Source organism: Methylovorus menthalis, from assembly GCF_020523625.1.
GTDB lineage: Bacteria > Pseudomonadota > Gammaproteobacteria > Burkholderiales > Methylophilaceae > Methylovorus > Methylovorus menthalis.
Window position 1 is genome coordinate 1342983 of sequence record NZ_JAJAQH010000006.1, and the last position, 26897, is coordinate 1369879.

Genomic DNA, 26897 nt, shown 5'->3' on the forward strand with positions numbered 1-26897 from the left:
TCATCGCTGGCTTTAATATCTTGGCTTGCAATTTATCGCTAATGATAACGATTACCATTTGTTAAATAAAGTAAAGAGTTTCACGTGTTGCAAAAAAACAACGGCGATTGCGCCCTGCCAGTGCTCTACATCACACCTCACGATAGAGAGACTTGTTGTCTAAACGCCACAAAAAGGGTGTCCTTTTCTGTCCTACAAAGACATAGGATAGAAGCCGATAGGCGCCACATGGGCTTGCGCTTATGATGACTAGCACCAACACATACAAAAAAAGGGGAAGTGAATGAGCAGCATCATCGGATTACTGATTTTGATCGCCGACATTTTTGCCATCATCAAGATTGCGCAAAGCTCGGCGGATACCGTCGCAAAAATACTGTGGATTCTTGGGGTGCTGGTATTCCCGGTACTAGGCCTGATCGTATGGTATCTGGCTGGCCCTGGCGGCAAAAAAGTTTAAAATCCCAACCTCATAAGCCATAAAAAAACCGGAGAAATGTCTCTGGTTTTTTTATGGCCAACCCGTATGGTGGCTATCGCTTACACAACGTATCTCAGTGAAACCACGCCAACCTCAAGGATGTCGGCAAACGTCATCGCCATCCATGCGACGGTCATCGTGACCGCTGCGCCGACCTTGGCCATGCGAGGTTTTATATCAAATGCCACGCAAATGCGCTCTTCATTGGAATTAAACGGGATGGTGCGATGAAAGAGGGAAGACGGGAATAGCACGATATCGCCCACCTGCGGCGCGATCACTTTCACCGGAAAATCATCATGCTGGCGTGGATATTCATCACCATCAGTACTGAACTCGATGCTGCCGTCATTCTCACCCTGCTTGTCTTTGGGGATCGCCAGGTAAACACAGCCGCTGAGCCAACCGATCTCGTGGATGTGCGAGGTCAGATGCCCCCCTTTTTGCATTTTCACGTACCAGGAACTGGTGAACTCTATGTCGTCGGGGAATCCATCAATCAGTTCGCAATCCTGTCCGGCGTAGTGCGCGCGGAATGCCTGCACTTGCTGTTTGATCAGCTGTGCCAGGGTTTTGAAAGAGGCCTCGGAACGTTTGAACAGATTACCCGCAGACTGTATGCCATGATGCAATCTGCCCTGCTTGCGCTCGGCAATTTCGGTGAGGGTAATATCTTTCAGCAGCGAACTAAGTAAACTGCTGTCCTGCTCGGCCAAAGGGGCAATGCGACTATGAAACACATAATTCATAGGCTGGGGGCAAAACCGATAGGGATCGGGCACGCCAAAGTTGGTCGCGTAATGGGTAGACAAGGTTGCCAGAAAAGGCGAAGCATGGGTATCGCCCATGACCTGGGGCAAGCGCGCCTTGAATGCATCAAACTGCTCGGATTTATAAAGGCAGTAAAGGATGCGCTCTTGCCAATCGCCTAATTGCGAGCGTTCAAAATGCGGAATTGCCTGCGCGTATTCACGCGCAAGATAAAGGAATTCGGCGAGATTATAGTTGGCGGCAGGATGCGCAGCATCCAGCTGCAAAGCGTGCTGATAGGCTTTGACCGCATCATCCATATTGCCCTGATCTCGCAATGCTTCCCCCAGATTGTTCAAGGCATCTGCATAATCAGGCTGCATGCGTAGCGCAGCACGATATGCCGTCACCGCATCTTCCAGCTGCCCATGGTCGCGTAGCGCAGTAGCGAGATTAAAGTAGCCACGTGGGTCGGCATGGATTTCCAGCGCCTTGCGGTAGCTGGCAATGGCGTCTTCCATTTTGCCCTGCTTTTGCAGCACCGTACCCAGGTTGCCATGTGCCTCATAAAACGTGGGTTGCATGGCCGCGGCCTTGCGATAACTGGGAATGGCCTCTTCATAGCGCCCTAGGGTTTGCAAGGCAAAACCAAGATTGAAGTAAGCGACCGCCAGATCAGGCTTGAGCGAAATGGCTTTGCGATAAGAGGCGATGGCCTCATCTACACGGCCCAGATGCCCCAGCACCACGCCGAGGTTGAAGTGTATTTCAGCGATTTTGGGCTCAAGCGCAATCGCGTTTCGATAACTGGCCGCCGCATCAGCATACTTTTGCTGCGACTCCAACGCGATGCCTAGCACATTGTGCAGCATGAGCGTCTGCGGATATTGGCGCAGCATGGCTCTTGCTGTCGCTTCCGCCTGCGGCATCTGCCCCGCATTCAAAAGCCCGATTAACGCATGCATCTCACTCTGTCCAGGCTGTCTCGCCTGTTGAAATCCGGTTTTCATTATCTCATTCCCTTGTACTTGCCACGTCATGCACTGGGTAAACCGTCCAAAGATTAGCGCAATGCTGTCGTTTAGTCTAGACAGTATAGTCTAGTCGGTACAAAGGGGATGACGCTAAGACAAGCCGCTTATTAAGCACGCTTGAAGAAATGATATTTCAAGGATTAAACGAGGCTGGCAACCACTGGAAAAACTAGCGCCACATCACATTGCTATTGTTTTGTTGTGCGGATTCAAATAGCGCAATCAACGGCAATGCTCGCATCTTCAGACTAACGCCAGCACTCTCGCCACTGTCATCCCCATCATCACTGCCAGCTATCACCTCGGTATCCGACTCACTGGCTTGCTTCAAGCGCTGCAAGGCGGCAGGTACATCCCCAGCCAATATGGCACCGGGGACCGTGCCGCTGTGGCCTATGACACCCAAGAGTTGTTGGGCAACCTCGTTAAACATGCTGATATCACTATAACGATCTGTCGAAAAAGTTATCATCCAGCTTTACCTTTTTAAAAATTTTTGTTTCTGCAGACCGGCAGCGAATGCGCCCCGCGGTCAGAATTATCGGTATCTTCTTTAGAATAGCCTGTCAGGCTTATAACGATGCAGCTGAAACCTTAGCATGTACGCGTTGCCTGGATGGCGCTGCCATTTGCGATCGGGTACTCAACACCAGCGCGCCCGCCACGGTTACCTCAACCGCAACCTTGGAAGCCACCGCCCGCGAACTCCATTGGCCCAGCACTTCCATCACATAGGCGCAAGGCGCCACGTCCAGATCGATCAATATGCATTTTTGTTTGGTTGCCGCTTCGGGGTAAATCCTCAACAACCGTGGATCAGTCGCCAAGCGCAGGTAGTGTGCCATCTTTCTTTGTACAGCAAACACATCCAGTTCATCGAGGCGCTTTTTCTCGTAAATACCCAGTCGAAAGACATTTTCGCAACTCATTACAAAATCAATGACATCCTCGCGCGCAATCCCGGACTTTGACATGCTAACCCCTAGTAAATGTGGATGAATCAGCCGACACATGGCGCGAGCCATTATCTGGACTGGTTGCATAGATTATTACTTATGCACCCCTGGCTGAATAATCGGTCAAGCCCTGATTGTGTTGTCAGAAAGCACTGACACAAAAGCGCCCCGACAATAATTCCTACATGGAATTAAGCCATTAGCGGATGCTGATACTAGGGTCGGTAACGTAACGTGAAGATGCACCAAGCAATAATTACAAACAACCAAGGAGATCGTCATGAAATTTATAGTGAGCACGTTGTGTAGCCTGATGCTGGTATTTACCAGCACGATATCTTTCGCAGAATCCACTCAAGGCAATTCCACCACCACACCACCGGAGCAAATGGAAAAGCCGCACAATTCCCAGCAAAACTCCAAGCAGCACTCGCCTGATGGAGCCACTACAGGCAGCGAAAATGATATCCAGAAGCTGAAAAAGAAATCTGAAACGGAAAGCAAAGCCAACAAGTCGCGCGACATGCAAAAAGAAAATACTGGCAGCAGCTATTAATCACGCCACGTTGGCATGATTTTTTGCATGGATTCGTTTGAATAAAAAAAGGCTCCACTTGGGAGCCTTTTTTATATATGGCATTCAGCCTGATTAAGCTTGCTTTTTAGCCTTGCGACGAGCACTGAAGCCTACTGCTGCAATACCTGCCATCATCATGGCGTAGGTTTCTGGCTCTGGTACTGCCGAGATGCAATGCAGAACGTAGTCAGACTGGTTGTTGCATTTGCCGCTACCACACAGACCCGTCACTGCAGTGAAAGACAGGCCGCTCACTTGCTTGTTGCCGAATGGATTGGCAATCGCCCACAGTGCGCCTTCGCCGTAGCTGGCTTCGCTGATGTTGCTGACGGTGCCGCTAGTGCCAGACCAGACGGCTGTCTTGAGGCCGGTGGCGGTCAGGAAGTAATCAGCTTTAGTACCGTCCATGAAGGTGGCGGTGATCTTCGCGGTTTCATTCACATCGCCGTACTCAGGACCATCAAACAGCAGACCCAGAGTAATGTTGGTGATGATGATGTTCTTGGTGAACGATACATCGATACGCTCGCCGATATCGATTTCGCCACCCGTCTTGCCAGAGATACCTACACCTGTGTAGCCGTCTTGTGTTTTCTTCTCGAACTTGCCGCCAACCGCTGTGAATGTCGCGTCGGTTTCAGGAATGAAGTCCTTGAAGGTTTGCGTGGTTTTGCCATCCTTGAAATCAGAACCAAAAATGCTGTTGTCAGGATCACAAACAGCGCAACCATCGTGCGAAGTGCTGTACTTGCCATCGCGGTCATGGTTATCGCCCTTGCCATACTTGAAGCTGGTAGCAGATGCGTTCAGGCTGAATACCGCCAGAGCCACCATGACGCCGATTTTGAATTTATTCATGATTTTCGTTCCCCGTGTTGTTGAATGATTGTTGGAAGCCATTCTAGGGAACGAGCGATGCAGCAACCATTGTACCGTGGTACACCTGTACTTCAGTACAATACAGCTCGGTTAGAGATACTCTTGGGCACGCCCGAAGGCGCGGTGCAGCCTACTTCGTACCATCCAGTTTCAAGAGACGATCTTTGACGACTTGAGCGAGATTCGCCGCCGTGCGAATAGTGGTATTGCGATCCGTCCAGGAACTTTCCAGTTGCGAGGATTTGGACATGAGAACTTTACGGGTTTTGATATCCACCAGCAGCAAGCGCGGGTAAACAAAGAGATACGTAGGCTTCAAGGCAACCCCTATCAGCAGATAGTCCGCCCCGCTCCCCTCCGCCAGCTGCGCTGCGTTCTCAACATTACTGTAAAGATAGGTGGCCGACTGGCTTGCCATGGCCGCCTTGATCGCCTCATTCGGCGCGATAAGCTCAATATCTTTCTCGGCAAGCTTCTGATGAAACGCCGACGATAAAAGCGCAATCCGCTCGAGCTCTTCCGGGGCATTCGGGATATCCGTCATATCATTCAACTGAAAATCCAGCGCCATGACCTTGGGGCGAGGCTCTGCGTGTACGCTGGTAACAAACAGGCTGATGCAAAAGCATACGCCGAGGACCATCAAAAAACGCTTCATGTGGGAATACCTTAAGTAACTGCTATGGACATGCTGGGAGACTGCGGCTTGTCTGGTTACGACTGCACCGGAAGATATAGGTTGCGACTATTGGCTACAAAAGCCCCGCGGAAAGCGCCAGCAAAAGCATCAGGACAAGGTGAGCTTGAGGCACATGCCAAACAGGCCCGATACCAGAATGACCGGTATGACGCCTACCTTGAACCGAAAAATGGCGATAACAGCTGCCAGCGCCAGCATCACTGCAACCCAATCCACCGCCGCCTCCAGCCCTTGTGGCCACATCACATGATACGCAAAAAACACAGCCAGATTGACAATCACTCCGACCACCGCCGCCGTAATCGCAGAGAGCGGCGCAGTAAATTTCAGCTTGCCATGGGTGGTCTCGATAAACGGCCCACCCAGCAGGATGAACACAAAGCTGGGCAAAAAAGTAAAGAAGGTCACAATGCCCGCCGCCACAAAGGCAGAAGCCACGGTGGCGCCAGCCCCGAACACCTCGCTAACCCATCCCCCCACAAAGCCGACAAAGGTCACCACCATGATGAGCGGCCCTGGCGTTGTCTCGCCCAATGCCAAGCCATCCATCATCTGCGGGGCCGTGAGCCAGTGATAATGCTCCACTGCCCCCTGATACACATAAGGCAAGGCCGCATACGCCCCACCAAAGGTCAGCAAGGCCGCCTTGGTAAAGAACCAGCCCATCTGCGTGTATGCCCCATACCAGCCATACGCAGCAATGAGCCCGCCCATGGCCAAGAGCCAGATCGCCACCCCTGTCAGCGCCACCTTCCATAATCTGGCCCAGCTGAATATCGCATGTGCAGGCGTAGGCGTATGGTCATCAATCAATGCGGGACCCAAACTTTCGCCGCCAGCGCCATGGCCACCACCCACCTTGAAATAAACGGGAAAGTATTTTCCGCCCAGATAGCCGATCAAACCGGCTGAAATAATAATCAAAGGGAAGGCCAGCTTGAACACAAATATCGCCAGAAACGCCAGTACGGCAATGCTCCATAGCACCCGATTTTTAAGGGTGCGCAGCCCTATGCGATACGCCGCAAACATCACAATCGCCACCACTGCAGGCTTGATACCGTAGAGCACCCCTGCCACCACGGGAATAGATCCATACGCCATGTAGATCCAGGCTAGGCCAGTCAGTATGAAAAACGATGGCAGCACAAACAAACCGCCAGCGACAATGCCGCCCCAGCTGCGATGCATCAACCAGCCGATATACGTCACCAACTGTTGTGCCTCCGGGCCAGGCAACACCATGCAGTAATTCAATGCATGCAAAAAACGCTGATCAGAAATCCATCGCTTTTTCTCCACCAGATCGTGATGCATGATGGCAATCTGCCCCGCGGGCCCGCCAAAACTGATAAAACCCAACTTGAGCCAATACCAGAAGGCCTGCGCCAGGGAGACTGGCTGAGGAGCGGGAGTTGTTGGGTATGCAGGCGTAGTTTTAGTGCTCATGAAACATCAAGCCAGAGTCAAGCGGGGGAATGTAGCTGAAATATGGAATCAATTTTGTAGTTTGTCAGTGAGAAAATCTGGCGGCAAACATCAATCCACATTCTGCCCAATACGCCAGAGAACGCCAGAGGGGTCTGTCAGGCAAAAATCCCGCATTCCCCACGACTGCGTCTCCATCGGCCAAATTTTAACTGCATATTTTTTCACGACACCGCTATCCTCAATATGGCGCCACCAGGCCTCCACATCATCCACCAGAATATGCATCATGAAATTTTCAGCAAACCCTTCCGCACAATAATCCTGCAGCAGAAAACTCACCCCTCCAAAATGAAAATAGGCAACGCCGCCACCTTCGGAAGCCATGGTGAACCCCATATCGGTATAAAACTGCTTCGACAAGGTAAAGTCTTTGGAAGGGACGAAGGCTTTGATTTCGGTAATGTGTAGATTGCACATGGGGTCACCTGAAATTGAGATGGAGCAGGATGCCGAAGGCACGCCAAAAAGAAATGGTGTTTCTATCTCTTTCCCAGAACGAGTCTTAATGATAACGAAACCCGATAAGTCATACCCTCGACAGGCATTGAAACATCAACGCAAGCCTTTATTGGAAACACACTATAAAAATATCATTATTTCTTATACATATTTTTATACAAAAAATTCAAATATTTTCGGATCACGCCCACTTATTTAAATGTATTGGCATTTGAGAATTTTTTCTTTTCAAAAGCTTTAATTGCTAACTTCCCAATGTCAATACCTCTCTTTTCCACCTTATTAAACAGAACCCAAGAGGTAAAATATATAAATGGTATTGTTAAAGCTAGACACAATCCAAAACGCACACTTCCTGGCAACTCAACATAAAATGTCTGTGTAGAAAGCCAACCAGCTATTGGTATCACAAATAGCAAATGAACTAAATAAGAGGCATATGACGTTTCGCCTAAAAATACGCTGATCCTGGATGAGAGTGTAACCCTTGCCCATTCAACTACTTTAGTTAAATATTTGGATGCCGGCATTGTTCCATTATCCATCAAGTAAAACATAAGAACTACAATTACGATGCGACCAAATGCCAACCCAGAGCGATCCATGACAAAGTATGCAATTGCAATACCCAATGCCACAGCAAACCCTCTCTTCATTTCCCCATCATCTCTCGCGAGCGCAATCCAAATCCCAATACTAAATACATAAAGCTTAAGAAGTAAGAACGATGGCATTTGAAACTGATGAAAAAATCCTGGGAATACATTTTGTAGAAACAAACACCCCAATAATGTTGCAAATGTAATTTTAACCGGACCAAACTTGTACATCAAAAACATTAATAAAGGGAACACTAAATAGAATTGCATTTCCAAGCCGATGGACCAATCTGGTAGTGGACTACGGAAAGAATAAGTAGGAGAGAATCCAAAATAAAATGTGAAGTGAGCAATAATATTTTGAATGCTCTGATCAAAGTATCGCTCAGGATCAGTTGCTGTGTTTGGCCAAACAGCAGCTATGGAATGACGACTTTCTCCTAAATAATCCCCCATAAAAAGAGCAATCACCAAGAGAACATAATAAAGGGGGGCTATTCGGAAGAATCGGCGAAGCCAGAATTTACCGGCTGTAGAAAGGCGCTCCCATGGCTCTTTGTTTTTTCGTAAAATGTAGTGATGTGTCATTAAAAAACCTGACAACATCATAAACAAATCCACCGCCAGGCTTCCCCATGACAAAACGGGTATTGTCCTAAAGCCAGATAAAATCTGCACATGGGAAAGCAAAACCCATAATGCTGCAATTCCTCTTAATCCATCAAGCCATGGTAGATGTTCTATATTATTTTTTTGTATGACCATTTCTTCACATCCCATAAGATATGGGATGCATTAGACAGGAATCCTTCAGTTATCAATATAGGCCGCATGGACTACAAAGTAATTTCTCAGGCTTGATATTTACCGCTCCCGCCCACCCTTTATAGGTTTACTCCCTAAGCTGTATTCCGAAATTTACGGCTTGACATGCTGATCTAATTACCATCTGGATCTTTAACATTGGCAAAGCTATACCCATTAGCTTGATGCACAGGCCCAAACTCCAACCCGTTTACTCGCGCATTTAAAATAAAATTGTTTGTGTCTTCCACGTCAAAAGACAGCTTAATCGCGGCCTGCCCCAGCTTAACCGACTTGGCAGCTTGATGAACTAATATGCTAGCACCCCCACTAGGATTGATAAGTTCGATTAAACCATCAACACCTCCCCATTCGAATGGAAGCCGAAATATTTACTGTAGAAGGCTGCGCTGCCATCATATCTCGGGCATAAATAATGATGGTTCCCAGTACAGGCGTCATAACTTTTTCTTAATTAATGAATAAGCAGATTAGGAGTATGCATTCCAGATATCGACCAGAGCCAGACTGAAGATATCAGCTTCAAGACAGAGGCGAGCTTTAACGCAGGCCGTTATGGTTACCCTTGCTCCGGCAAAAGCACGTCGCCGCATGATCGTTGACGATCCCCACTGCTTGCATCCAGGCATACACAATCGTTGGGCCCACGAACTTGAACCCTTTTTTCTTCAATTCTTTTGAGATGTGCTCGGAGAGGGGTGAACTCGCGATCCAGCTTTGTCCATCACCCTCGATAACGTTGCCGTCAGTGAACGACCAGCAAAACTCACTGAAGCTTTCACCACGGCTTTCCATTTCGCAGTAAATCTGCGCGCCCCGAATCGTCGCCTCAATCTTGGCCCTGGCACGGATAATTCCGGCGTCTGCCATCAACCGCAAAATATCACTTTCACCGTAGCTCGCGACCTTCGCCGGATCAAAGTTATCAAATGCCTTGCGGAATGACTCACGCTTGCGGAGCACAATGATCCAGGCCAAGCCTGCCTGGAACCCCTCAAGCATCAGTGTTTCCCACAACAGGCGTGAGTCTCGGATCGGAATAGCCCACTCGGTGTCGTGATAGGTTTGCATCAGCGGGTCGTCTTCAGCCCACGAGCACCTGGTGATTAGTCCTTTATCGGTCATATTTGCAACATCCAGATGTTCTATCCCTTTGCCAGATCATGTTTCATTTGAACATATTTCTTGAACACATTTAAAGACACAGTGGCATTTCAAAGAACCGCACCCAAATTTAATGAAATGATGGGAAGAGGATGATCCATTGGAGCATCTTCCTCAGCATTCGCCGCGATGCGTTGGTTGGATGACAATAGACAACATGGAACAGCAATCCCAGTAACTTATTATTTTACTAGGGTTACTGGACCATAAATGGATGCCAGGGGATGATCAGATGGTGCCCTCGACAGGAGTTGAACCTGTGACCCTTCGCTTAGGAGGCGAATGCTCTATCCACTGAGCTACGAGGGCAAGGCCGTTATTTTCGCATAAAAAACGCTGCAGGAAATTTGCAAATACAAAATCCCGGCCAGGCTTGTTATGATGAATATCTTTGTTCCGCGGGCTTTATCAATGAAAATCCTTCTTGCCTCTGCTTTTGTGTTTCTCGGCTTTCTGCTTTATCGCTCGTTTGCCATGGCGAGCCCTTTGCCGCAGGTGGGTCAGGCCGCGCCGCCTTTTTCGCTCACGGGTATCAAGGGCGATGCGCATCGCTTGCAGGATTATCAGGGGAGCTGGCTGGTGCTGTACTTCTACCCCAAAGATGACACACCTGGCTGCACCAAGGAGGCGTGTAGCTTTCGCGATGACATGGTGCAGCTGGAAAAACTGGGGGCGAAGATTGTAGGCATTAGCGTGGATGACACCGAGTCGCACGCTAAATTTGCCAAAAAGTACAACCTGCCGTTTCCGCTGCTGTCGGATACCGATGGCAAAGTGGCTGCGAGTTATGGCGCCCTGACCAATCTGGGCATCATCAAAATCGCCAAGCGCTATACCTTTTTGATTAACCCTGAGGGCCAGATTGCCAAGGTCTACCAAAGCGTGGATACTTCGCGCCACTCACAGGAAATTATCGATGACTTGCGCCAACTCAGCGCACGGTAACAGATTTGCTCACTCAAGCTAAAAGGACTCACCACTCATGAAAAAATTGCTATTGATCGCCATGCTGGCATCGCTCTCGGCATGCAGCACACCGAACTCAAAACCCAGCCGCGAATGGATCAGCGTGAACTGTAACGGCTTCTCGTCCTGGGACAAATGCAATGAAAAAGCCAAGGCTTATTGCCCGAACGGCTTTGACGTTGGCAGCAGGGAAGAAAGCCTGATCGAGCAGAAACGCATCATGCAGTTTGCCTGCAAGCCATAACGGGCAGGCCTGAAATGCAAAAGAGCCATCGACGATGGCTCTTTTTTTATGCCTGGCAATCCCGCTTTATTTTTTGATGGGCGCCGGTACGCTACAAGCGCTATAGGTATTTTCCGGTGTCACAATCAAGGTTGCCTCTTGCCCTTGTATGGTCAGGGTCGAGACACCGTTGCTGAACGTGCTGCCAGATTTTGCCAGGGCAAATTCGCGCTCAGGCAATATCACCCAGGCAGTGGCGCCGTTATCCAGCATGCGCACAAAGAATTTCTTGTTCTTTTCGCAGAAATAGGCGGTTGAGTTGGCGGGCGCACCGGGCACCGTGACAACTTCATCGGCGCCAAATGGCCAGACCTTCACGCTGCTGCACGCGCTCAGCATCATGACCACAGAAACGGCTGCCAAACATCGGTAATTCAGATTATTCATAAACCCCACCAATACCTTAAAACCAAAGTGTGCCATATTGCCAGTTGCACTCCGGCCTTACAAGCCAAGTACACGCCAGCGGTAGTAGTGATATGGGGAGCAAACGAGATTGCGGCCAGCAACAAACAGTCTGCCGGCCGCCGCTTTTGTGAGAAAGCTGATTCATCATAGGGGCGAAAAACACGCCTAACAATCGACGGTGACAAGAATTGTCGCCCGGGGCATACATCGGCTGAGGTCAGCCCGCTGCCGCGTTTGGTCATGATCCCCATGGTTGCCGCCATGCATGTCATCAATCCTTCATGCTGGGTTCGTATGCTGGCGCCATGCCCCACTACGCTATTTGCATGTATCTGCTTCTGTTGTTGATGCCCTGCTTTGCCCAGGCCGATATCTACATGCAGAAAAATGACACTCAGGAAATCCGCCTTACCAATCTGGAAGAGCAAGCGGCAGACCCCGCTAATACTTATGTGGTACTGGTCGCCGAGGCAACGACAAATCAGATAAAGGCCTCTGCAAGCCATGCAGCAAGCTCTCCCACGCCCGCCCTGCCCTTTGCCGCAAGCGTCAGTCATGCCGCAAGGCTTACCTCGCTGGAGCCTGCCCTGCTGCATGCAGTCATGCATGTGGAATCAAACGGCAACCGCCTGGCGATATCGCCCAAAGGCGCCAGAGGCTTGATGCAGCTGATGCCTGCGACCGCCAGACGTTACGGCGTCACCGACAGTCTGGACCCGACGCAGAATGTGCTGGCGGCCGCGCAATACCTGCAATGGCTGAAGCAGCAATTTCATGGCGATACCTCCCTGATGCTGGCCGCCTACAATGCGGGGCCGCAAGCGGTCATCCGCCATGGCTACCGCGTGCCGCCTTATGCCGAAACCCAGCGTTATGTTCCCAGGGTATTGCGCAAATATCGCCAGTTGCAATATAGCCTAGGCAATTGAACATCCCACACTGCGCTGCCAGGAGACATTCACCCGCGCCATGATCGCGGGATCACGGCTTGGAAAATCCGATTTGCGGCGTCTCCGGTTCCAGCAGTTCCTGACCGAACACCCATTTGCGATAGCTGCTGGCGCCTTTGAACCCTCTGTCATCCGGCGCAAACCCGCCCTGCTTGACAGGTTTATCGCGCGACAGGCTGTATATGCCGATAATGCGGCCCTGCTGCCGGATCAGCCCCCACTCGGCGCTGCCCGTGATGGGATCATCGTACAGCTTGCGCAAGTGACGCTTGATGTTGGGGTAACGTTTATCCCGCAAAAGGTCTTCCAGGCTGGCCGGATAGACTGGCGGGCCATTCGGATTGGCCGCCTGGTAGCTGGCAATCGCCGCGCGGTACTGATGTCCCACAAACAGCAGCTGTTTTTCCTTTTCCGCGCGCAACTGCTGATGCCAGCGCATGCCAACTGCGGCCAGCCCCACACCCGCAATCGCGATCATCAGCAGCAAGCCGATATAACTGAATCCGCGCTGACAAGGCATCCCGTCCCGCCTACCAATCCGCATAGGCCGTTCCGTCGCGCGCGGTGCCCGGCGCGCCACTCCTGATGTCATACACGGCGCTGCCACTGTTCGCCTCCACGCCATTCACATTTAGCTCGGGCGCAATAAGCACCCAGGTCTCGCGAGAACCAGTGATCGGGTCTGGTGGCACGGCGCGAATGTAATGCAGGCTGACCAGTTCCTCCAGCGAACGGGGATAGCGCTCATGATCCCCGTAAAACTTGTCGATGGCTTCGCGCATCACGTTGAGATCATGCTTCAGCGTCGATTCCCGGGCCTTGTCCACACTATGGAAATAACGTGGCACCGCCACCGCAATCAGCAAGGCCACGATGGTCATCACCACCATGAGCTCGATCAGGGTAAAGCCCTTGCCAGGCTTGCCGCTACCAAGGCGTTTACCAGTCACGGTACCAGCTTCCATTGATGGCCTGCTCCGGGCTTTTGGAATACACATCGTAGACATCCACGCCTTCGCTGGGCGCATCGGCCTCGCTCTGGTAGCTGCGCTTGCCCCAAGTGTCGGCCGGGGCCAGGGTCAGATCATGATTGAGTGGATCGCGTGGAATCTTGCGGATGAAGCGGATAATTTTCTTGTCTGGCCGGGTCTGATCCTGCACGCCGCGCTCCAGCACGTCCAGGCTGGGCGGATAGCCGGACTGATCGAGCCCACGCTTGATCTTGCCCTCGTCATAGGCTTGCTTGTAGGCATCAAGAGCCTCGCGCATCTGGCGCAGACAGGTACGCAACTCGGCCTCCTTGTTACGCTTGAGCGTCAGCTGCATCACCGGCATGGCCGCCGCCGCGAGGATGGACACGATGACCACCGTGACCACCATCTCGATCAGCGTAAACCCGGCACGGGATTTCATCGCGACAGATCCACGCCTTCTACCGCAGGTGGCGGTGCAGGCACTGGGGATGTGGCGGCTGGTGCTGGCGGGTTGGTGTTGGCGGCGGGCGGCGTAATGACAGCATCTTCCGCCGATACACCATTGGCATCCGCAGCAGAGGGAGCTTCGACAGCAGATTCCACGGTGGCGGCACTGACGGTTGGGCTGCTGTTAGCCGTTGGCGCGGCGATCTGCGGTTTATCGGAAATACCGCTTTCGGTGCCCGACCAGTATTCGGATATTTCGGCATCCGGCCGACTGATATTGCCCAGGATGCGTGGCGTAATCGCCAGCACGATCTCGGTCTTGTTCTTGCGATCCTCCTGGTTGGAAAACAGCCGCCCGAGGATGGGAATATCGCCCAGCGCAGGCAACTTGCTCGCATTCTTGCGCTCGTCATCCAGGATCAGCCCGGCCAGTATCTGCATCTCGCCATCCTTCAGCCGCAACAGCGTGCTGGCATTGCGCGTGCCTATGGTATACACCGTGGCGCCATTACGGGTGGTAGTGCGGTCGCCCAGCGAGCTCACCTCCAGGCCGATCTTGATATTGACGAAATCATCCAGCGTGATGCGCGGCTCCACATCCAGCTTGAGGCCGACATCGATATAGGTCACGTTTTCCGAAATACCGACATTGGCGGTCGAGGTGGTGGTGATAATCGGCACCTTGTCGCCCACCAGTATCTTGGCTTTTTCATTGTTGCGCACCCGTATGCGCGGGTTGGAGATGAGATTGACGTCGCCCGTGGTTTTGCGGAAGTTGACTGAGGGATTAGGCGAGACATCAAAGCGGCTGGAATTGAGATTGAGCAAGCCCTCCAGCGTCAGCGGCGCATCCGTCGCTACCGTCGAGCTGACCGCAATGCCCGAGCCTGCGGTGGAAGTCGTCACTGGAATGCGGCTATTGACCGAAATCTGGTTGGGGTAGGCAATGCCCAGCTCCTGCAGGCGGCTGCGGCTGATTTCCAGCACCTCGATCTCCAGCATGACTTCGGGGTCCGCCAGGTCATTCGCCGCCACCAGTTTCTCGGCGATATGAATCACCTCCGGCGTATCGCGCATGACGATCATATTGAGCCGCTCGTCCACCACCACATCCTTGGTCTTGAGCACGGTTTTCAGGGTAGACGCCACCTGCTTGGCCGAAGCATTGGTCAAGTAAAAGCTGCGTATCATCAGCTCTTTGTAGTCTTTTACCTTCTGCGGCGTGTTGGGGAAAATCAGCGCGCTCGTCTCGGTCAGCGCTTTTTTCTGCAAGCCATTGGTGGCCAGCACCATCTCGATGGCATCTTCAATCGAGGCCTTGCGGATGTAGACCGTGGCCTTGGCATCGGCGCGGATATCCTTATCCAGAATGAAATTGATCCCCGTCGCGCGCGACAGCGCCTCAAACACCATCTTGATATTGGCATCGCGAAACTCCAGGCTCACCGGTTTCTGAAATGGCGGCTTGAGCCGCGGTGGCTCAGACTGCGCCACATCGCGGCTGGCGCGTATGCTCGCTTGCAGTTGCAGCGCCTCCTTGTTATCAGGGTTTTCCATCAGAATCGTGCGGAGAATGGACCACGCCGCCTCGCTATTGTGGTTATCCAGCATGGCCCTGGCCTGATCCAGCCGTTTGCTGTGGGCATACTCGCGGGTGATGCTGGCCTTGCCAGCGATGGCACGCACATTGTTGGGGGCGAGCGTGATCACGCGGTCATACAGCGCATTGGCCTCGATAAAATGCCCGGCGGTGCGCTGCTTTTCAGCCTCGGCCAGCAACTCCTTCACCGCCTGCTCCTGCGTGATAAAAAGATCCTTGCGCGGGATGGCGGACTCCGGTTTGGCATGCAGATTTTCTTGTGCGCTGCTTACCCGCGCCTCAGGGGTATCGCCTTTGACATCGGACTTGGGCCATGGCGCAAAAGCGCAGGCACTCAGCTCGCTGAGCAATAGCAGGCTGCACAATGTGGTGAGGGGAATGGACTTCATCTTGAACCAGGTTTCATGGGTATGGGCCAGTATGGCTAACGGTCAGTCGGTTGATCTTCCGTGCCGACGCTATGCGCCGCCACGACTTGTTTTGCAGTCTTGCTCAGCACCACGGTGGTATTGAGCGGCAGGTAGGTCAGGTAAAGGGCCTGCGCATCCAGCTTGTCCAGGCGCCAGACTTGCTCCACGATCTGTCCGGGGCTGACGCTGAATACCCGGTTGCGCGAGGTCAGAAATACCAGATTGCCGCCGGGTGCATCATCCATTTGCCCCATGTACTGATAAGGCAAGGGCGGCACCACCGGCAGCGCGGCTTCGGCTGACTCGGCATGGCTGGCAATGCTCGATGGCTGGGCCACAGGCTCAAGCTTGGCTTGCCATAAATCGACGCCAGCATGCGTATGCCCCTGGGCATCACCCTGGCGGGCAACCGCTATTTGCCGGGCGCGACTGCGCGCGAGGTCCGGCAAGGCTTGTTCACCAGTTGGCGCAAGCTGGGTGGTATCCGGCCGGTCAGAAGGCAAACGCAGGCTGGGCTTGCGTGGAGTAGCGCGTGGCATGGTCAGGTCTTCATCGCTATCAGGCGTGTCCACCAGATACATCGCCGCCAGCGTCAGCAGCAAGGCGCCAGCAAGCAACAGTCTGCGCGGCTGCATCACGTTCATGCGCCCTCCCCCTTCAGCAGCCATACATACATCAGCCTGACCTCGGCCTCGCCTTCATTCACGGCATCACGCTTGATGCTGATCTCGCTCAAGCCCAGCGTGGGAAAACGCAAGGCGGCCTGATCAAGAAAACGGCGCAACTCCCCATAGTGTGCCTTGACCGGCAAGATGATCTCGTAGCGCTGCAAGGCCGAGGCATTGCGCTCATGCGACAGCTTGTATTCGCCCAGCACCAGCTCAACTCCGCACTCCTGCGCCAATTGGTGCAGTGCCCGCAACAATTCGGATAAAGCGGCCCGTGGTGGAAACTGCGCATAAAACTCTTGCAACTGCTGGGTCTCAGGCAAGACTGGCTCTGGCTTGGCCGCCGCGTTGGGCTGCGCTTGCAGCCATGCCAATTGATCGCGCTGGGCGTGCAGGTCGTGTTGCGCAGGCAGAATGATCGCCAGGCTGAACAGCGCTATCGCCAGCATCAGCAAGACACCGGATTGACCAGCCATGCCCAGCCAGTAGCGTGCCATTTCCAGCACTCGCAGCAGGCGCATCATGGGGCCGACTCCGGCAAAGGCTCTTGCCAGGTGGCGGTGAGTACCACGCGCCAGGGCTGCTCAGGGGCATCCTGCTGTTTTTCGTGTTTGAGCAGCACTACCTCGCTGAACTGGGGCGTGGCTTCCAGACGTTGCATGTAATCAAACACCGCATCGCGACTGCTGGCTTCCGCGGTGAGCTTGAGCTGCCGTTTGCGCGCATCCGGCTCTATGCTCAACAAAGCAAGCCCGGGGCCGGTAGCGGCTTCCAGCCCAGCGAATAGCGAGCTCCATGGAATCTGCAAAAACGCAGCCGTGCTACGTGCATGTTGCATGGCCTCCTGCGTCGCCGGGCTTGCAGGCACACGTGCGTGCCGCGGCTGATCGAGCCCGACCTGTTTTCTGGCCTGCTGCAGTTGCGCTTGCACAGCTTGCGTCTGCGCTTGCATGGCGGACTGCCACTGCCACGCCACCATCGCCAGCCCTATGGCGCCCGCCAATAGCAGCCGGCCTGGCAAGCTGGGCTGGTTGGCGGCAACAAAATCGACCCGGAGCATAGGCATGGTTCAGCGCCCCCACGCCGGTGTGGCAAAGGATGTTGCCGCAGAGGGCGCTGGTGCATGGGTGAAGATAGGCGACGCCTGCCAGCCCATCTCGGCCAGTGTGCCTTGCAACGCGGGCCATGCAGTGGATAAGGAAATGGACGAGGCTGCATGCAGGAACAGGCTGCCGGGCAGCTGGGGCGCATCGCCCAATCGCAAGGTTTCGCGCTGCAGCAATGCCACGAGATGGCGCGGCCAATCCTGCGCCTGACTGGCACAGGCACTAAGCCCCAGCCAGTGACCATCGCGCAGCATGGCCAGGTGAATGCGGCCGGGCTCCACCTGCACCAGGCAGCTCAAGCCGCGCTGCTGACGGTAGATCAGGTTATAGGCGTGCATCATGGCAGGCTGCACCGATACCAGACGGCAACCGGACTGCTCCGCCATGGAGCCAATCGCCTCCAGCAAGGCCTCATCCATGGCGCAGGCAAACTGGCTATCTCCCTGTGGCAATGGGGCAAGCTGGATGCGCCATTGGCTGGCGGCATCGCCATAGGTTTCCATGAACATTTCACGGGCAATCGCCAGACTTGCCGCCTGCGATTGCATGGGCGGCATGGCAGGCAACAGCTTGTATCGTAGCCATTGATTGCTGACCACCACCGTGAGCTTGCTCCCGGCGGGCAGCTCGGCCAGCAAAGGCTGGCTCGCTTGCATGGCCGCCTGCCAGGGATATCCATGGGCACGCTCGGCGCCCTCCGCCATGTCCCCTTCCTCCAGCTCGCGCATCGCCAGGCACTGAGCCGGGCTAACGAGAGTGGATGTGGTGCGCGCAAACCGCTGCTTCCAGCTGGCCAAGCTCCATGCAGAATGCGGCTGGCAGAGCGTAACGCTGCCTGGCAACAGGCTCAGGCTGTAACTAGGCCGTGACGAAGGTAACACGATTGATTTCTTCCAGAGTGGTTTTGCCCTCGGCCACGGCTTCAACGGCGGCCTGACGCAGCAGGCGCAAGCCCTTGCGGCGGGCGGTATCCTTGAGCTGGCGTATAGGCTGGCGCGAGACAATCATCTCGCGGATTTCATCATCCAGGATCAACAGTTCCGCCACTGCCATACGGCCCTTGTAACCGCTGCCACGGCAATGGCCGCAGCCCTGGCCCTTGCGAAACTGCATGCTGGCAGCCTCGGTCTGGCTGATCATGGAGGCCTGCAGCAACTCGGCATCCGGCTGGTCATCGACCAGGCAATGCGTGCAATTCAGGCGCACCAGCCGCTGCGCCAGAATGCCATTGAGCGCGGAGACAAAACTGTAGGTATCGACGTCCATATTGATAAAGCGGCCGATGACATCAAACACGTTATTGGCGTGCACGGTGGTGAATACCAGATGGCCGGTCAAGGCCGACTGCACGGCAATCTGCGCGGTTTCCGAATCACGGATTTCGCCCACCATGATCTTGTCCGGGTCATGCCGCAGGATGGAGCGCAAGCCACGGGCAAAGGTAAGGCCCTTTTTTTCATTGACAGGTATCTGCAGCACGCCGGGCAAGTTGTACTCCACCGGGTCTTCGATGGTGATGATCTTGTCGCGGCCGGTATTCACTTCCGAAATCGCCGCATACAGCGTGGTGGTCTTGCCGCTGCCAGTGGGGCCGGTGACCAGCACCATGCCGTAAGGCTCGCGGGCCAGGGCACGAAACTGCTGGCGCGTCAGGGCATCGAGGCCGACATTTTCCAGCGTGAGTCCGCGCGACTGCTCGGTGAGTGATTTCCGATCCAATATACGCAGCACCGCATCTTCGCCATACACGCTGGGCATGATGGACACGCGCAGATCCACCTCGCGCTGCTGAATATGCACCTTGAAGCGACCATCCTGCGGGATGCGGCGCTCGGCAATATCCAGCTCGGCCATGACCTTGATGCGCGACACGATCTGTTCGGCCATGTCCACACCCTGAATTTGGCCCACTGCATCCAGCACACCATCAATGCGGTATTTGAGCGCGAGCCCGGTCAGCGTGGTTTCAAGGTGTATATCGCTGGCACCTATCTTCATGGCGTCATACAGGGTGGAATTCACCATGCGGATGACCGGGCTGCTGTCTTCCGAAATGCGGCTGAGCGAAAGCTGTTCTATCCCATTGTCAGGCCCATTCCCCTGCATGTCATCCGCTTCGGCGGATGACTGGCTGCCGAGCACCCTGTCCATGGCTTTCAGCGTTTCTTCGTGGCGCGAGAGAAAGGCGCTGACATCGGCATAATGCGCGAGATACAGCTCAAATGGCTCTGGCACTACCTCCAGCAACCAGTCCTGCACATCCGCCGCAAACGGGTCGGCTATCGCGATCAGTAGCTGACCATCCTCGCGGCGCAGAGGAATGCACTCGCGGCGATAAGCCTGGGCAAACGGCATGACCTCAAAATCGGTGCTGAGCTCGTGCATGGCGCGGTTATCCAGCACCGGATAATGAAAGGCACGCGACAGCTCGGCCACAAACGCCTCATGCGGCATGGCGCTCTGGTCTTGCAGCACCTCAATCAGGCGGCGGCTGGACTGGGCCGCCAGCTGCCGGGCGCTACTGATGTGCTGGGCGTTGATCAGGCTCATTGGATACTGCCTGCCAGATCAAAAATCGGCATGTACAACATCAGCACCACAAAGCCGATGACAAAGCCGATCACCAGCATCAGCAAGGGCTCAAACAGCTTGGTAAACCAGTCAACCCAGCGGGCGGTTTCCTCGTCATAAAAAGCGGCAATGCGCTCCATCATCTCCCCCATCATGCCGCTGCGCTCGCCAACGCGCAGCATGCGCAAGGCCACTGGCGTCGATAGTTCATTGGTTTCCATGGCCGTCGAGATGGACTGGCCCTGGCGTATCTGCTCGCTGGCCAGTTGCATGCGCGTGCGCAAGGCCGGGGCCAGCAGCCCAGATACCATGGACAGCGCGTTAAGAATGGGGATACCGGCAATCAGCAACATGCCCAGCGACCGGTAAAACCGTGATAGCTGGTAAATGCGCATGCGCTCGCCTATGGTCGGCAGGCGCCACAGCCATTGCATCATCGCTGCCCGCACCCGGCGCAAGCTGAACAGATAACCCAGCGCAGCCGTGAGGCCAAGGCCCGCCAGCAGCAAGTGCATGCCATGGGTTTCGATAAAGCCGCCCAGTGCCAACAACACTTGCGACATCAAGGGCATGTCGCCATTCATGTCTTCATAAATATGCGCAAACTTGGGCACCACAAAGCCCATCAGGAACATCACCACCAGACCGCCGACGATGATCAGCATGGCCGGGTAAATCGAGGCTGAGATGACCTTTTTTTTGACTTCTTCGACCTGGGATTGGTAGTCGATATAGCGCCGTAACGCCTCCGACATGCCGCCGGTTTTTTCGCTGGCGCGCAGGGCCGCGACATATAAAGGGGGGAATGCCCGAGGGTGGGCTTCCATGGCCAGCGAGAGCGGCTGGCCTTCATTGAGCAGTCGCAAGGTCCCTTTTAGTGTTTCGCGTACCTGCGGGCGCTGCTCTTTTTCGGAAAGCGCCTCAATGGCTTCGATAAGGTTTAGCCCCGCCTGCAGCAGGGCCAGCAGCTCCTGACTGAACAGCATCAGCGGAAAGCGCTCCGTCCGCGTCCATTGCAGTTGCCAGCCACGGGCCGCGGTCGCCACCGAAAACACGGTATACCCCTGCGACTTGGCGGCCTGTGCCGCTGCCTTTTCATTGGCCGCTTCCAGGCGCAATGAGCTGTATTGTTTGTCGCGCAGTACGCTGAGTTTGTAAAGCATGCCTACCAGCTGACGATGTCAGCCATCTCATTGGTCCCGCCGGGCTGGCCGTCCTTACCCAGCGAATAAAGATCATATTCGCCGTGTTCGCCGGGCGCTTTGTATTGATAAGGATGCCCCCACGGATCGTCAGGCACGTTCTTCTTGAGATAGGGCCCATCCCAGCGGGCGTCGTTGTCCGGCTTCGCGGTCAACGCTGTCAGGCCTTGTTCGGTAGAGGGGTAATGACCAGTATCCAGGCGATATTGATCCAGTGCTTTTTCCAGCGAATCCAGCTGGGCGCGGGTGGCCTTGACCTCGGATTTGCCGATCTGTGCAAAGTACTTGGGGCCGACATAGCCTGCCAGCAAACCGATGATGACCATGACGACCAGCAGTTCCAGCAAGGTAAAGCCGGAATAACGGGCACGTTGCCTGCCAGAATCATGAATCGAGGCCGGACGCGGGAGATAAGGAGCAAGAGAGGATGTATTCACAGGGCAGATCATAGGCGCTGTTTTTTACAGTAATGTTGCATTTCCAAGACACACCCTACTTTTGTGACAACAACACTTGCATGCCCGGCGCGGGTTTCATCATTTCGCCGCATTAACATCTTTTAACGTTCATCAATCTGAAATTTTTGCTGCCTATAGTGCACGCACTTGCTGATAGCACACGCACTTGCTGCAGTCCCGACAAAGAGGAAGATAACAATGCACTACTCCCGCACCATCATCACCAGCCTTCTATTTGCCCAACTCGCCCTGCCACAATTGGTACAGACAGCCTCTGCCCACGAAGCCGGACACGAGCATGCCCAGCCTCCCATGAGCTCTGCCTTGCAGGTCAATGGCCCGCTGCCCGCCCTGCCTGCCGGCGTGACCGAGCTCAAGTTCAGTGAAATTTACACGCTGCCCGTTGGCCCGCGCGGCCTGGAGCCATCGGCCAAACTGTTAAGCCTGAATGGCAAGCAGATACGCCTGGTGGGCTATATGGCCAAACAGGATGAGGCCACACCAGGCGTCTTCATCCTTTCGCCGTTGCCAGTGCTGATGGGCCATGAAGATGAGAGCTTTGCCGACGACATGCCAGCCACGTCGGTGTTTGTGCATTTGCATGATGCCCAGCAGATCAATGGCTATGTGCCTGGCCTGATCAACCTCAGCGGCGTGCTGAGCGTGGGCGAGTGGCATGAAGCCGATGGCCGGATCTCTTATGTGCGCCTGCAGCTGGATGCTGCGCAGAGCGCCCAGCTGGTGCGGCCGGAGACCACTGCATCCCTGCACTCAACGATCAAGTAGTTCATGTTTTAGCGTCACCGTTTTAGGTGCACTGTTTTAGCGTCACCTGTGCCCGCTTTGTTTCACTGTTTTATTACTGTTACCAACCTTTTGTATCTATCGATCAGGAGCTTTTTCAAATGAAGTCACCCCGTTTTGCACTTAACTGCGTACGTGCCGTTGTGGCCGCTACGCTGGGTGTTGTCGCCAGCGTGAGCGTTGCCGCGCCGACCGTCACACGCCTGACACCCCCTAGCGAACGCTTCGCCACTGGCGTCAATGATCCGACTGCGCCCATGATTGCGCGCTTTCTGCCAGGTCAGCGCTTTGACCTGCAAGCGACCATCCGTCCGGATGCTGGTGCCACGATTACCGGCTTCCAGTTTGCCGTAGATGGCATTACCGTGCCTGTTACCGCCAGCACTTCCGGCATTGTAACCACGGGCCTGAACGCTGGCCTGGCTGCCAATACAGCGGTTGTTTCCAAACGCGCTTACTCCAGCAATGTGCCTGGCATCCATACCCTGACAGTCAAAGCCACGCAGAGCGATGGTCAGACCGTCACCGCCACTGGCAGCTTTGAAGTCGTTGGCATCACCAGCCAGGGCCGCCCTGCCAAGAACATCATCATCATGCTGGGTGATGGCATGGGTGCCGCGCACCGCACTGCCGCCCGCATCATGGCCAAGGGCTATGCCCAGGGCAAGGCCAAGGGCCGCCTCGCCATGGATACTTTCCCCTATACCGGCATGGTCATGACTTCATCGCTTGACACCATCGTGACTGACTCCGCACCTGGTATGGCAAACTATGTGAATGGCAACAAGCAGGCTTCCGGTCAGGAAGGCGTATGGCCAGATGACACCAGCGACGCATTCGACAATCCACGCATGGAATACCTGTCGGAATACCTGCACCGCACCCAGGGCAAATCGCTTGGTATCGTCACCACCGCCGATGTGTTTGATGCGACGCCTGCTGCCAACGCCGTGCACACCTCCAACCGTGGCAACGGTACCGGCATTGCCGACCAATACTTGGATGACCGCAAGCTGACCGGCCTGACCGTGCTGATGGGTGGCGGCCGCAAGTGGTTCCTGCCTAATGCCTCCAATAGCGTCAGCCCGCAACCAGCCAATGGTTCGCAACGCCGTGCTGCCAATGATTACGTGCTGACCAGCGACATCGTCAGCGGCTGGGGTGCCGCCGTCGGTGCCAAGGATCCAGCGCGTGACCTGATCAGCGACTTCAGCACTGCCGGTTACACCTATGTTTCCGACAAATCTGCCCTGCAAAGCGCCGGCGTGCCAGACAAGCTGCTGGGCCTGTTTGCCTACTCCAACATGAACGTGGCGTTTGACAAGATCAACGGCCGTCGTGGTGTTTCCACCGTGGTGAATGACTACGGCTTCCCTGACCAGCCCATGCTGGAAGAGATGACCGACAAGGCCATCAAGGTGCTCGCCAAGAACCCGGCTGGCTTTGTGCTGACCGTGGAAGGCGCTTCCATCGACAAGCAGGCGCACTTGATGGATAGCGATCGCTGGATTGAAGAAGTCATCGAGTTTGACCGTGCTGTACAGGTTGCCAAGAATTTTGCGACGGCCAACCCGGACACACTGGTGATTGTGACGGCCGACCACGAAACTGGTGGCGCTTCCATCCTCGGTGCTTCCAAGGTGACCAATGCCGAGTTGCAAGGCAAGGCCAACACCGTGGCCAGCATGCGTAATGAAGTGGTGGGTACTTATCAGGATGCGAAATTCCCCAAGTACACCATTGCCGCGGATGGCTACCCAGCGACTACCGATATCGACAACAAGATGCTGATCGGTTACGGCGCCAATGCTGACCGCTACGAAGCCTGGATTGCCAATGCGCAACCTACGCAGGATAGCCAGCAGCCTTTCGTTGGCACCGCACCGCTGAACACCTACCCAGCCAACCCGGGCGTACGTAATGCCAGCACCGGTTACCTCGTGACTGGTCAGGTATCAGGCGATCAGGCTGTGCACACCGCCACTGACATTCCATTGTCAGCCTTCGGTCGCGGCGCTGCCCTGTTCACTGGCGTCATGGATAACACCGATGTGTTCTTCAAGTTTGGTCAGGCTGCCATCGGCGGCGTGAAGTAAAGATAGCCCACAACACCGGCGCTGCGGCTTATGCCGTGGCGCCCGGTTTGATGACGAAAGCGAGATACCATGAATTCTGTAAAACTTCTGATGAATGCCGCCGTGATTGGCCTGGCAAGCTTTGCTGCCAATGCCTACGCTGGCTATAACTTCAACTTTGACAACGCGGCCAGCGGCACCTCTGCTAATGATGCCGCCGTTAACCCCTACAGCAATGTGCAGTTCCTGAGTGGCTTTGTCACCGCCGACCTCGACAGCGACGGCTTTGAAATTCTGGATCCTAACGGCCAGACCATCCCTGGCTATACCCACTGGGAAGCCTATTCGGATAGCGATATTCGCGTACGCAACCCGGAAGATTACAGCCACGGTACGGCTCCATCGCCCTCCAATGCACTCGATGCCATGTTTGACCAAGTGCTGATCAGCTTCAGCAGCGCCCAAAACCTGTCATCCTTCTCGGTGCAACTGGATAACAGCAACTTTGGCGGCTTCAATTCCTCCATCCTGTTCCTGGATGCGGCTGGCAAAACCTTGTCGACCATCTCGTTCGACCAGTTCGCCAACCCCGGCGCCATCATCACTGGCGGCCCAGTATTGGGCGTGTACGGCATCGTGCTGGGTGCAGGCAAGCTGTATGACAACCTCAATATCACCACGGTTAGCGCCGTTCCTGAAGCCGACAGCTACGCCATGATGCTGGCAGGCCTGGGCATGATGGGCTTTGTGGCCTCACGCCGCCGTCGTTAATCTCCCCCTCGCCTCATGTTTGCGGGCACGCTACCCGCAAACTTCCCCCACAAAAAAAGCACATCTTCATGTGCTTTTTTTGCGTCTTCAACACGCCATTAGAAAAACAAGCTATTGCCCGGAAAACCGGGCCAGCTCCATCAGGCGAATGGCCTAATGGAAACTTGCTTAAGCATTAGCTCTTTTTATGGCTTTGGCTGCCCGCTTTCACATGCTGCTCATGCGAGCCGCCACGGGCGCCGCCTTGCTGGCTTTTGCTGGGGCTGCCAGCCTGCTCCTGCTGCTTGTTGGAGCCTGTTTGCGCCCCGCCTTGCTGCTGGTTTTTATGGCTTTGCGAGCCTGCCTGTGCATGCTGCTGAGAGGTACCACCACGCGTGCTTCCTTGTTGTGTAGCCATCATAATCTCCTTGTATGGAATGAATGTTAGCGTTACGTAAGGTAACGACTTCATTGTGCAAGCCATCAACGGGCCTCGGCAGCCAGAGGGTTCTGAAAAGCATGTAGGAGATATGCTAGAAGCTGCCTGAATAAAAGGAGTCAAAATAATGGCCGATGAAGCAGCCAGCTCAGGTCAGAAAGAAAGCCAGCTTGTCCGCCTTTGCCAGTTTTTTAAGCCTGGCCTCGGCAATGGAAGCCGCCGACCGATCTGCATATAGCCTGCTGGCGAGGATTCTGAGTGGCGGATTAGCGCGGGTATAGCGCGCGCCCTTGCCTTCGACATGTGCTTTGAAGCGCGCTTCAAGATTATTGGTGATGCCGGCGTAATAGCTGCCGCCTTTGCACTCCAGCAAATAGAGATGCCAATGCAATGTCGGGTTTTCTTCGCTCACTGATGATCCTTAATCCTTTGCATTGCCCATGATGGTCGTCATTTTTAGTGTGAGGGCAACTCGTGAATTCAAGCGCGCATGGTATAGGAAACCAGCAACGAATACTTTACAGGGACTCGCTTTGTGCAAGTGTTTGTTCCGCCTGTTGGCGCAAGGCCTGCTGGGCCTCGGCAGACATCTTGTCCCAATTGCGATACACCATGCTCAGGCGATGATTGCTACGCAAACGGCTGTCGTGCCGGGCAAAAAAATCCCAGTAAAGCGCATTGAATGGACAGGCACGATCGCCTGTTTTAGTGGACTTGCTGTAGTGGCAACCCTTGCAATGGTCGCCCATGCGATCAATGTAGGCAGCACTGGAGAAAAAGTTTCGCCCTAATGAGCTGGAGCACGAGGCTACCGACTATCCAACTAAAAAATTTAAACGTAATAGAACTAGCATTGATTAGATGGCATGAA

The 26897-nt window shown here is 54.4% G+C and carries 33 protein-coding genes and 1 tRNA gene; 10 read left to right on the plus strand and 24 right to left on the minus strand.

Annotation, left to right across the window (positions count from 1 at the left end):
- Window positions 1-283: 283 nt before the first annotated feature.
- Window positions 284-460 (plus strand): PLD nuclease N-terminal domain-containing protein, encoded by a 177-nt coding sequence (locus LG204_RS12100; RefSeq protein WP_230337510.1) that lies wholly within the window; start codon window positions 284-286, stop codon window positions 458-460.
- An 80-nt stretch (window positions 461-540) separates the two neighbouring features.
- Here the strand turns inward: LG204_RS12100 and LG204_RS12105 are convergent, their stop codons facing one another.
- The 3 genes from LG204_RS12105 to LG204_RS12115 all read right to left on the minus strand — a co-directional run bounded on the left by LG204_RS12105 (window position 541) and on the right by LG204_RS12115 (window position 3239).
- Complete coding sequence (locus tag LG204_RS12105) at window positions 541-2241, minus strand: tetratricopeptide repeat protein (protein ID WP_230337511.1); 1701 nt, start codon at window positions 2239-2241, stop codon at window positions 541-543.
- Window positions 2242-2434: 193 nt separating this feature from the next.
- Complete coding sequence (locus tag LG204_RS12110; protein ID WP_230337512.1) at window positions 2435-2698, minus strand: DUF1840 domain-containing protein; 264 nt, start codon at window positions 2696-2698, stop codon at window positions 2435-2437.
- Window positions 2699-2837: 139 nt separating this feature from the next.
- Entirely contained in the window at window positions 2838-3239 is a 402-nt protein-coding gene (locus LG204_RS12115) for a hypothetical protein (protein WP_230337513.1), read from the minus strand.
- A 262-nt stretch (window positions 3240-3501) separates the two neighbouring features.
- Here LG204_RS12115 and LG204_RS12120 point away from each other — a divergent pair, with 262 nt between their 5' ends.
- Complete coding sequence (locus LG204_RS12120; protein ID WP_230337514.1) at window positions 3502-3777, plus strand: hypothetical protein; 276 nt, start codon at window positions 3502-3504, stop codon at window positions 3775-3777.
- A gap of 93 nt (window positions 3778-3870) precedes the next feature.
- On the opposite strand, the gene LG204_RS12125 is transcribed toward LG204_RS12120, so the two are convergent.
- From LG204_RS12125 to LG204_RS12140, 4 genes are all read right to left on the minus strand, one after another.
- Complete coding sequence (locus LG204_RS12125) at window positions 3871-4656, minus strand: PEP-CTERM sorting domain-containing protein (RefSeq protein WP_230337515.1); 786 nt, start codon at window positions 4654-4656, stop codon at window positions 3871-3873.
- A gap of 151 nt (window positions 4657-4807) precedes the next feature.
- A complete protein-coding gene (locus tag LG204_RS12130; RefSeq protein WP_230337516.1) occupies window positions 4808-5335 on the minus strand; it encodes a DUF2380 domain-containing protein in 528 nt (175 codons plus the stop codon).
- A 129-nt stretch (window positions 5336-5464) separates the two neighbouring features.
- The gene (gene chrA, locus LG204_RS12135) at window positions 5465-6826 is read right to left on the minus strand and encodes a chromate efflux transporter (protein ID WP_230337517.1); all 1362 of its coding nucleotides are present in this window, start codon (window positions 6824-6826) and stop codon (window positions 5465-5467) included.
- 90 nt (window positions 6827-6916) lie between these two features.
- Window positions 6917-7285 carry a VOC family protein gene (locus LG204_RS12140; RefSeq protein WP_230337518.1) on the minus strand — a complete coding sequence of 123 codons (369 nt, stop codon included), beginning with the start codon at window positions 7283-7285 and terminating at the stop codon, window positions 6917-6919.
- Here LG204_RS12140 and LG204_RS12145 point away from each other — a divergent pair.
- Entirely contained in the window at window positions 7284-7526 is a 243-nt protein-coding gene (locus LG204_RS12145) for a hypothetical protein (protein ID WP_230337519.1), read from the plus strand. The genes LG204_RS12140 and LG204_RS12145 overlap by 2 nt on opposite strands.
- Here the strand turns inward: LG204_RS12145 and LG204_RS12150 are convergent.
- The 3 genes from LG204_RS12150 to LG204_RS12160 all read right to left on the minus strand — a co-directional run bounded on the left by LG204_RS12150 (window position 7519) and on the right by LG204_RS12160 (window position 10224).
- Entirely contained in the window at window positions 7519-8691 is a 1173-nt protein-coding gene (locus tag LG204_RS12150; RefSeq protein WP_230337520.1) for an acyltransferase family protein, read from the minus strand. The two genes, LG204_RS12145 and LG204_RS12150, sit on opposite strands and share 8 nt — an antisense overlap.
- Before the next feature lie 600 nt (window positions 8692-9291).
- The gene (locus LG204_RS12155; RefSeq protein WP_230337521.1) at window positions 9292-9876 is read right to left on the minus strand and encodes a DNA-3-methyladenine glycosylase I; all 585 of its coding nucleotides are present in this window, start codon (window positions 9874-9876) and stop codon (window positions 9292-9294) included.
- Window positions 9877-10148: 272 nt separating this feature from the next.
- Window positions 10149-10224 (minus strand) — tRNA-Arg (locus tag LG204_RS12160).
- 69 nt (window positions 10225-10293) lie between these two features.
- Between LG204_RS12160 and LG204_RS12165 the strand changes: the two genes are divergently transcribed.
- Window positions 10294-10860, plus strand: a complete 567-nt coding sequence (locus tag LG204_RS12165; RefSeq protein ID WP_230337522.1) for a peroxiredoxin — start codon at window positions 10294-10296, stop codon at window positions 10858-10860.
- Window positions 10861-10897: 37 nt separating this feature from the next.
- Window positions 10898-11125: a hypothetical protein gene (locus LG204_RS12170; RefSeq protein WP_230337523.1), complete on the plus strand. Its 228-nt coding sequence runs from the start codon at window positions 10898-10900 to the stop codon at window positions 11123-11125.
- Window positions 11126-11191: 66 nt separating this feature from the next.
- Here the strand turns inward: LG204_RS12170 and LG204_RS12175 are convergent, their stop codons facing one another.
- Complete coding sequence (locus LG204_RS12175; RefSeq protein WP_230337524.1) at window positions 11192-11551, minus strand: hypothetical protein; 360 nt, start codon at window positions 11549-11551, stop codon at window positions 11192-11194.
- Between the two features lie 302 nt (window positions 11552-11853).
- On the opposite strand from LG204_RS12175, the gene LG204_RS12180 reads away from it, so the two are divergent.
- A complete protein-coding gene (locus LG204_RS12180) occupies window positions 11854-12501 on the plus strand; it encodes a lytic transglycosylase domain-containing protein (protein ID WP_230337525.1) in 648 nt (215 codons plus the stop codon).
- Between the two features lie 52 nt (window positions 12502-12553).
- On the opposite strand, the gene LG204_RS12185 is transcribed toward LG204_RS12180, so the two are convergent.
- From LG204_RS12185 to gspG, 11 genes are read right to left on the minus strand one after another with little or no spacing between them, the layout of a single operon-like run.
- Window positions 12554-13042 (minus strand): type II secretion system protein, encoded by a 489-nt coding sequence (locus LG204_RS12185; RefSeq protein ID WP_230337526.1) that lies wholly within the window; start codon window positions 13040-13042, stop codon window positions 12554-12556.
- 10 nt (window positions 13043-13052) lie between these two features.
- Complete coding sequence (locus LG204_RS12190) at window positions 13053-13487, minus strand: type II secretion system protein (RefSeq protein ID WP_230337527.1); 435 nt, start codon at window positions 13485-13487, stop codon at window positions 13053-13055.
- A complete protein-coding gene (locus LG204_RS12195; protein WP_230337528.1) occupies window positions 13462-13935 on the minus strand; it encodes a type II secretion system protein in 474 nt (157 codons plus the stop codon). The genes LG204_RS12190 and LG204_RS12195 overlap by 26 nt, the downstream gene beginning before the upstream one ends.
- Window positions 13932-15932, minus strand: coding sequence for a secretin N-terminal domain-containing protein (locus LG204_RS12200; RefSeq protein WP_230337529.1), 2001 nt, complete (start codon window positions 15930-15932; stop codon window positions 13932-13934). Before LG204_RS12200 ends, LG204_RS12195 begins: the two co-directional genes overlap by 4 nt.
- A 35-nt stretch (window positions 15933-15967) precedes the next feature.
- The gene (locus LG204_RS12205) at window positions 15968-16597 is read right to left on the minus strand and encodes a hypothetical protein (protein ID WP_230337530.1); all 630 of its coding nucleotides are present in this window, start codon (window positions 16595-16597) and stop codon (window positions 15968-15970) included.
- Window positions 16594-17145: a hypothetical protein gene (locus LG204_RS12210; RefSeq protein WP_230337531.1), complete on the minus strand. Its 552-nt coding sequence runs from the start codon at window positions 17143-17145 to the stop codon at window positions 16594-16596. Before LG204_RS12210 ends, LG204_RS12205 begins: the two co-directional genes overlap by 4 nt.
- Window positions 17142-17687, minus strand: coding sequence for a PilN domain-containing protein (locus LG204_RS12215; RefSeq protein WP_230337532.1), 546 nt, complete (start codon window positions 17685-17687; stop codon window positions 17142-17144). Before LG204_RS12215 ends, LG204_RS12210 begins: the two co-directional genes overlap by 4 nt.
- Window positions 17688-17690: 3 nt before the next feature.
- The gene (locus LG204_RS12220) at window positions 17691-18608 is read right to left on the minus strand and encodes a hypothetical protein (protein ID WP_230337533.1); all 918 of its coding nucleotides are present in this window, start codon (window positions 18606-18608) and stop codon (window positions 17691-17693) included.
- Window positions 18586-20277, minus strand: coding sequence for a GspE/PulE family protein (locus LG204_RS12225; protein ID WP_230337534.1), 1692 nt, complete (start codon window positions 20275-20277; stop codon window positions 18586-18588). Before LG204_RS12225 ends, LG204_RS12220 begins: the two co-directional genes overlap by 23 nt.
- On the minus strand, window positions 20274-21461 hold the full coding sequence (locus LG204_RS12230; protein ID WP_230337535.1) for a type II secretion system F family protein: 1188 nt from the start codon (window positions 21459-21461) through the stop codon (window positions 20274-20276). The genes LG204_RS12225 and LG204_RS12230 overlap by 4 nt, the downstream gene beginning before the upstream one ends.
- Before the next feature lie 2 nt (window positions 21462-21463).
- On the minus strand, window positions 21464-21949 hold the full coding sequence (gspG, locus tag LG204_RS12235) for a type II secretion system major pseudopilin GspG (protein WP_268868040.1): 486 nt from the start codon (window positions 21947-21949) through the stop codon (window positions 21464-21466).
- Window positions 21950-22156: 207 nt separating this feature from the next.
- Here gspG and LG204_RS12240 point away from each other — a divergent pair, with 207 nt between their 5' ends.
- The 3 genes from LG204_RS12240 to LG204_RS12250 all read left to right on the plus strand — a co-directional run bounded on the left by LG204_RS12240 (window position 22157) and on the right by LG204_RS12250 (window position 25608).
- Window positions 22157-22744, plus strand: a complete 588-nt coding sequence (locus LG204_RS12240) for a hypothetical protein (protein ID WP_230337536.1) — start codon at window positions 22157-22159, stop codon at window positions 22742-22744.
- A gap of 119 nt (window positions 22745-22863) precedes the next feature.
- Entirely contained in the window at window positions 22864-24858 is a 1995-nt protein-coding gene (locus LG204_RS12245; protein ID WP_230337537.1) for an alkaline phosphatase, read from the plus strand.
- Between the two features lie 69 nt (window positions 24859-24927).
- Window positions 24928-25608 (plus strand): FxDxF family PEP-CTERM protein, encoded by a 681-nt coding sequence (locus LG204_RS12250; RefSeq protein WP_230337538.1) that lies wholly within the window; start codon window positions 24928-24930, stop codon window positions 25606-25608.
- Window positions 25609-25783: 175 nt separating this feature from the next.
- Here the strand turns inward: LG204_RS12250 and LG204_RS12255 are convergent, their stop codons facing one another.
- Complete coding sequence (locus LG204_RS12255) at window positions 25784-26005, minus strand: hypothetical protein (protein WP_230337539.1); 222 nt, start codon at window positions 26003-26005, stop codon at window positions 25784-25786.
- A 169-nt stretch (window positions 26006-26174) separates the two neighbouring features.
- A complete protein-coding gene (locus LG204_RS12260; RefSeq protein ID WP_230337540.1) occupies window positions 26175-26438 on the minus strand; it encodes a GIY-YIG nuclease family protein in 264 nt (87 codons plus the stop codon).
- 28 nt (window positions 26439-26466) lie between these two features.
- Between LG204_RS12260 and LG204_RS12265 the strand changes: the two genes are divergently transcribed.
- Window positions 26467-26817: a hypothetical protein gene (locus LG204_RS12265; protein ID WP_230337541.1), complete on the plus strand. Its 351-nt coding sequence runs from the start codon at window positions 26467-26469 to the stop codon at window positions 26815-26817.
- Window positions 26818-26897: the final 80 nt, after the last annotated feature.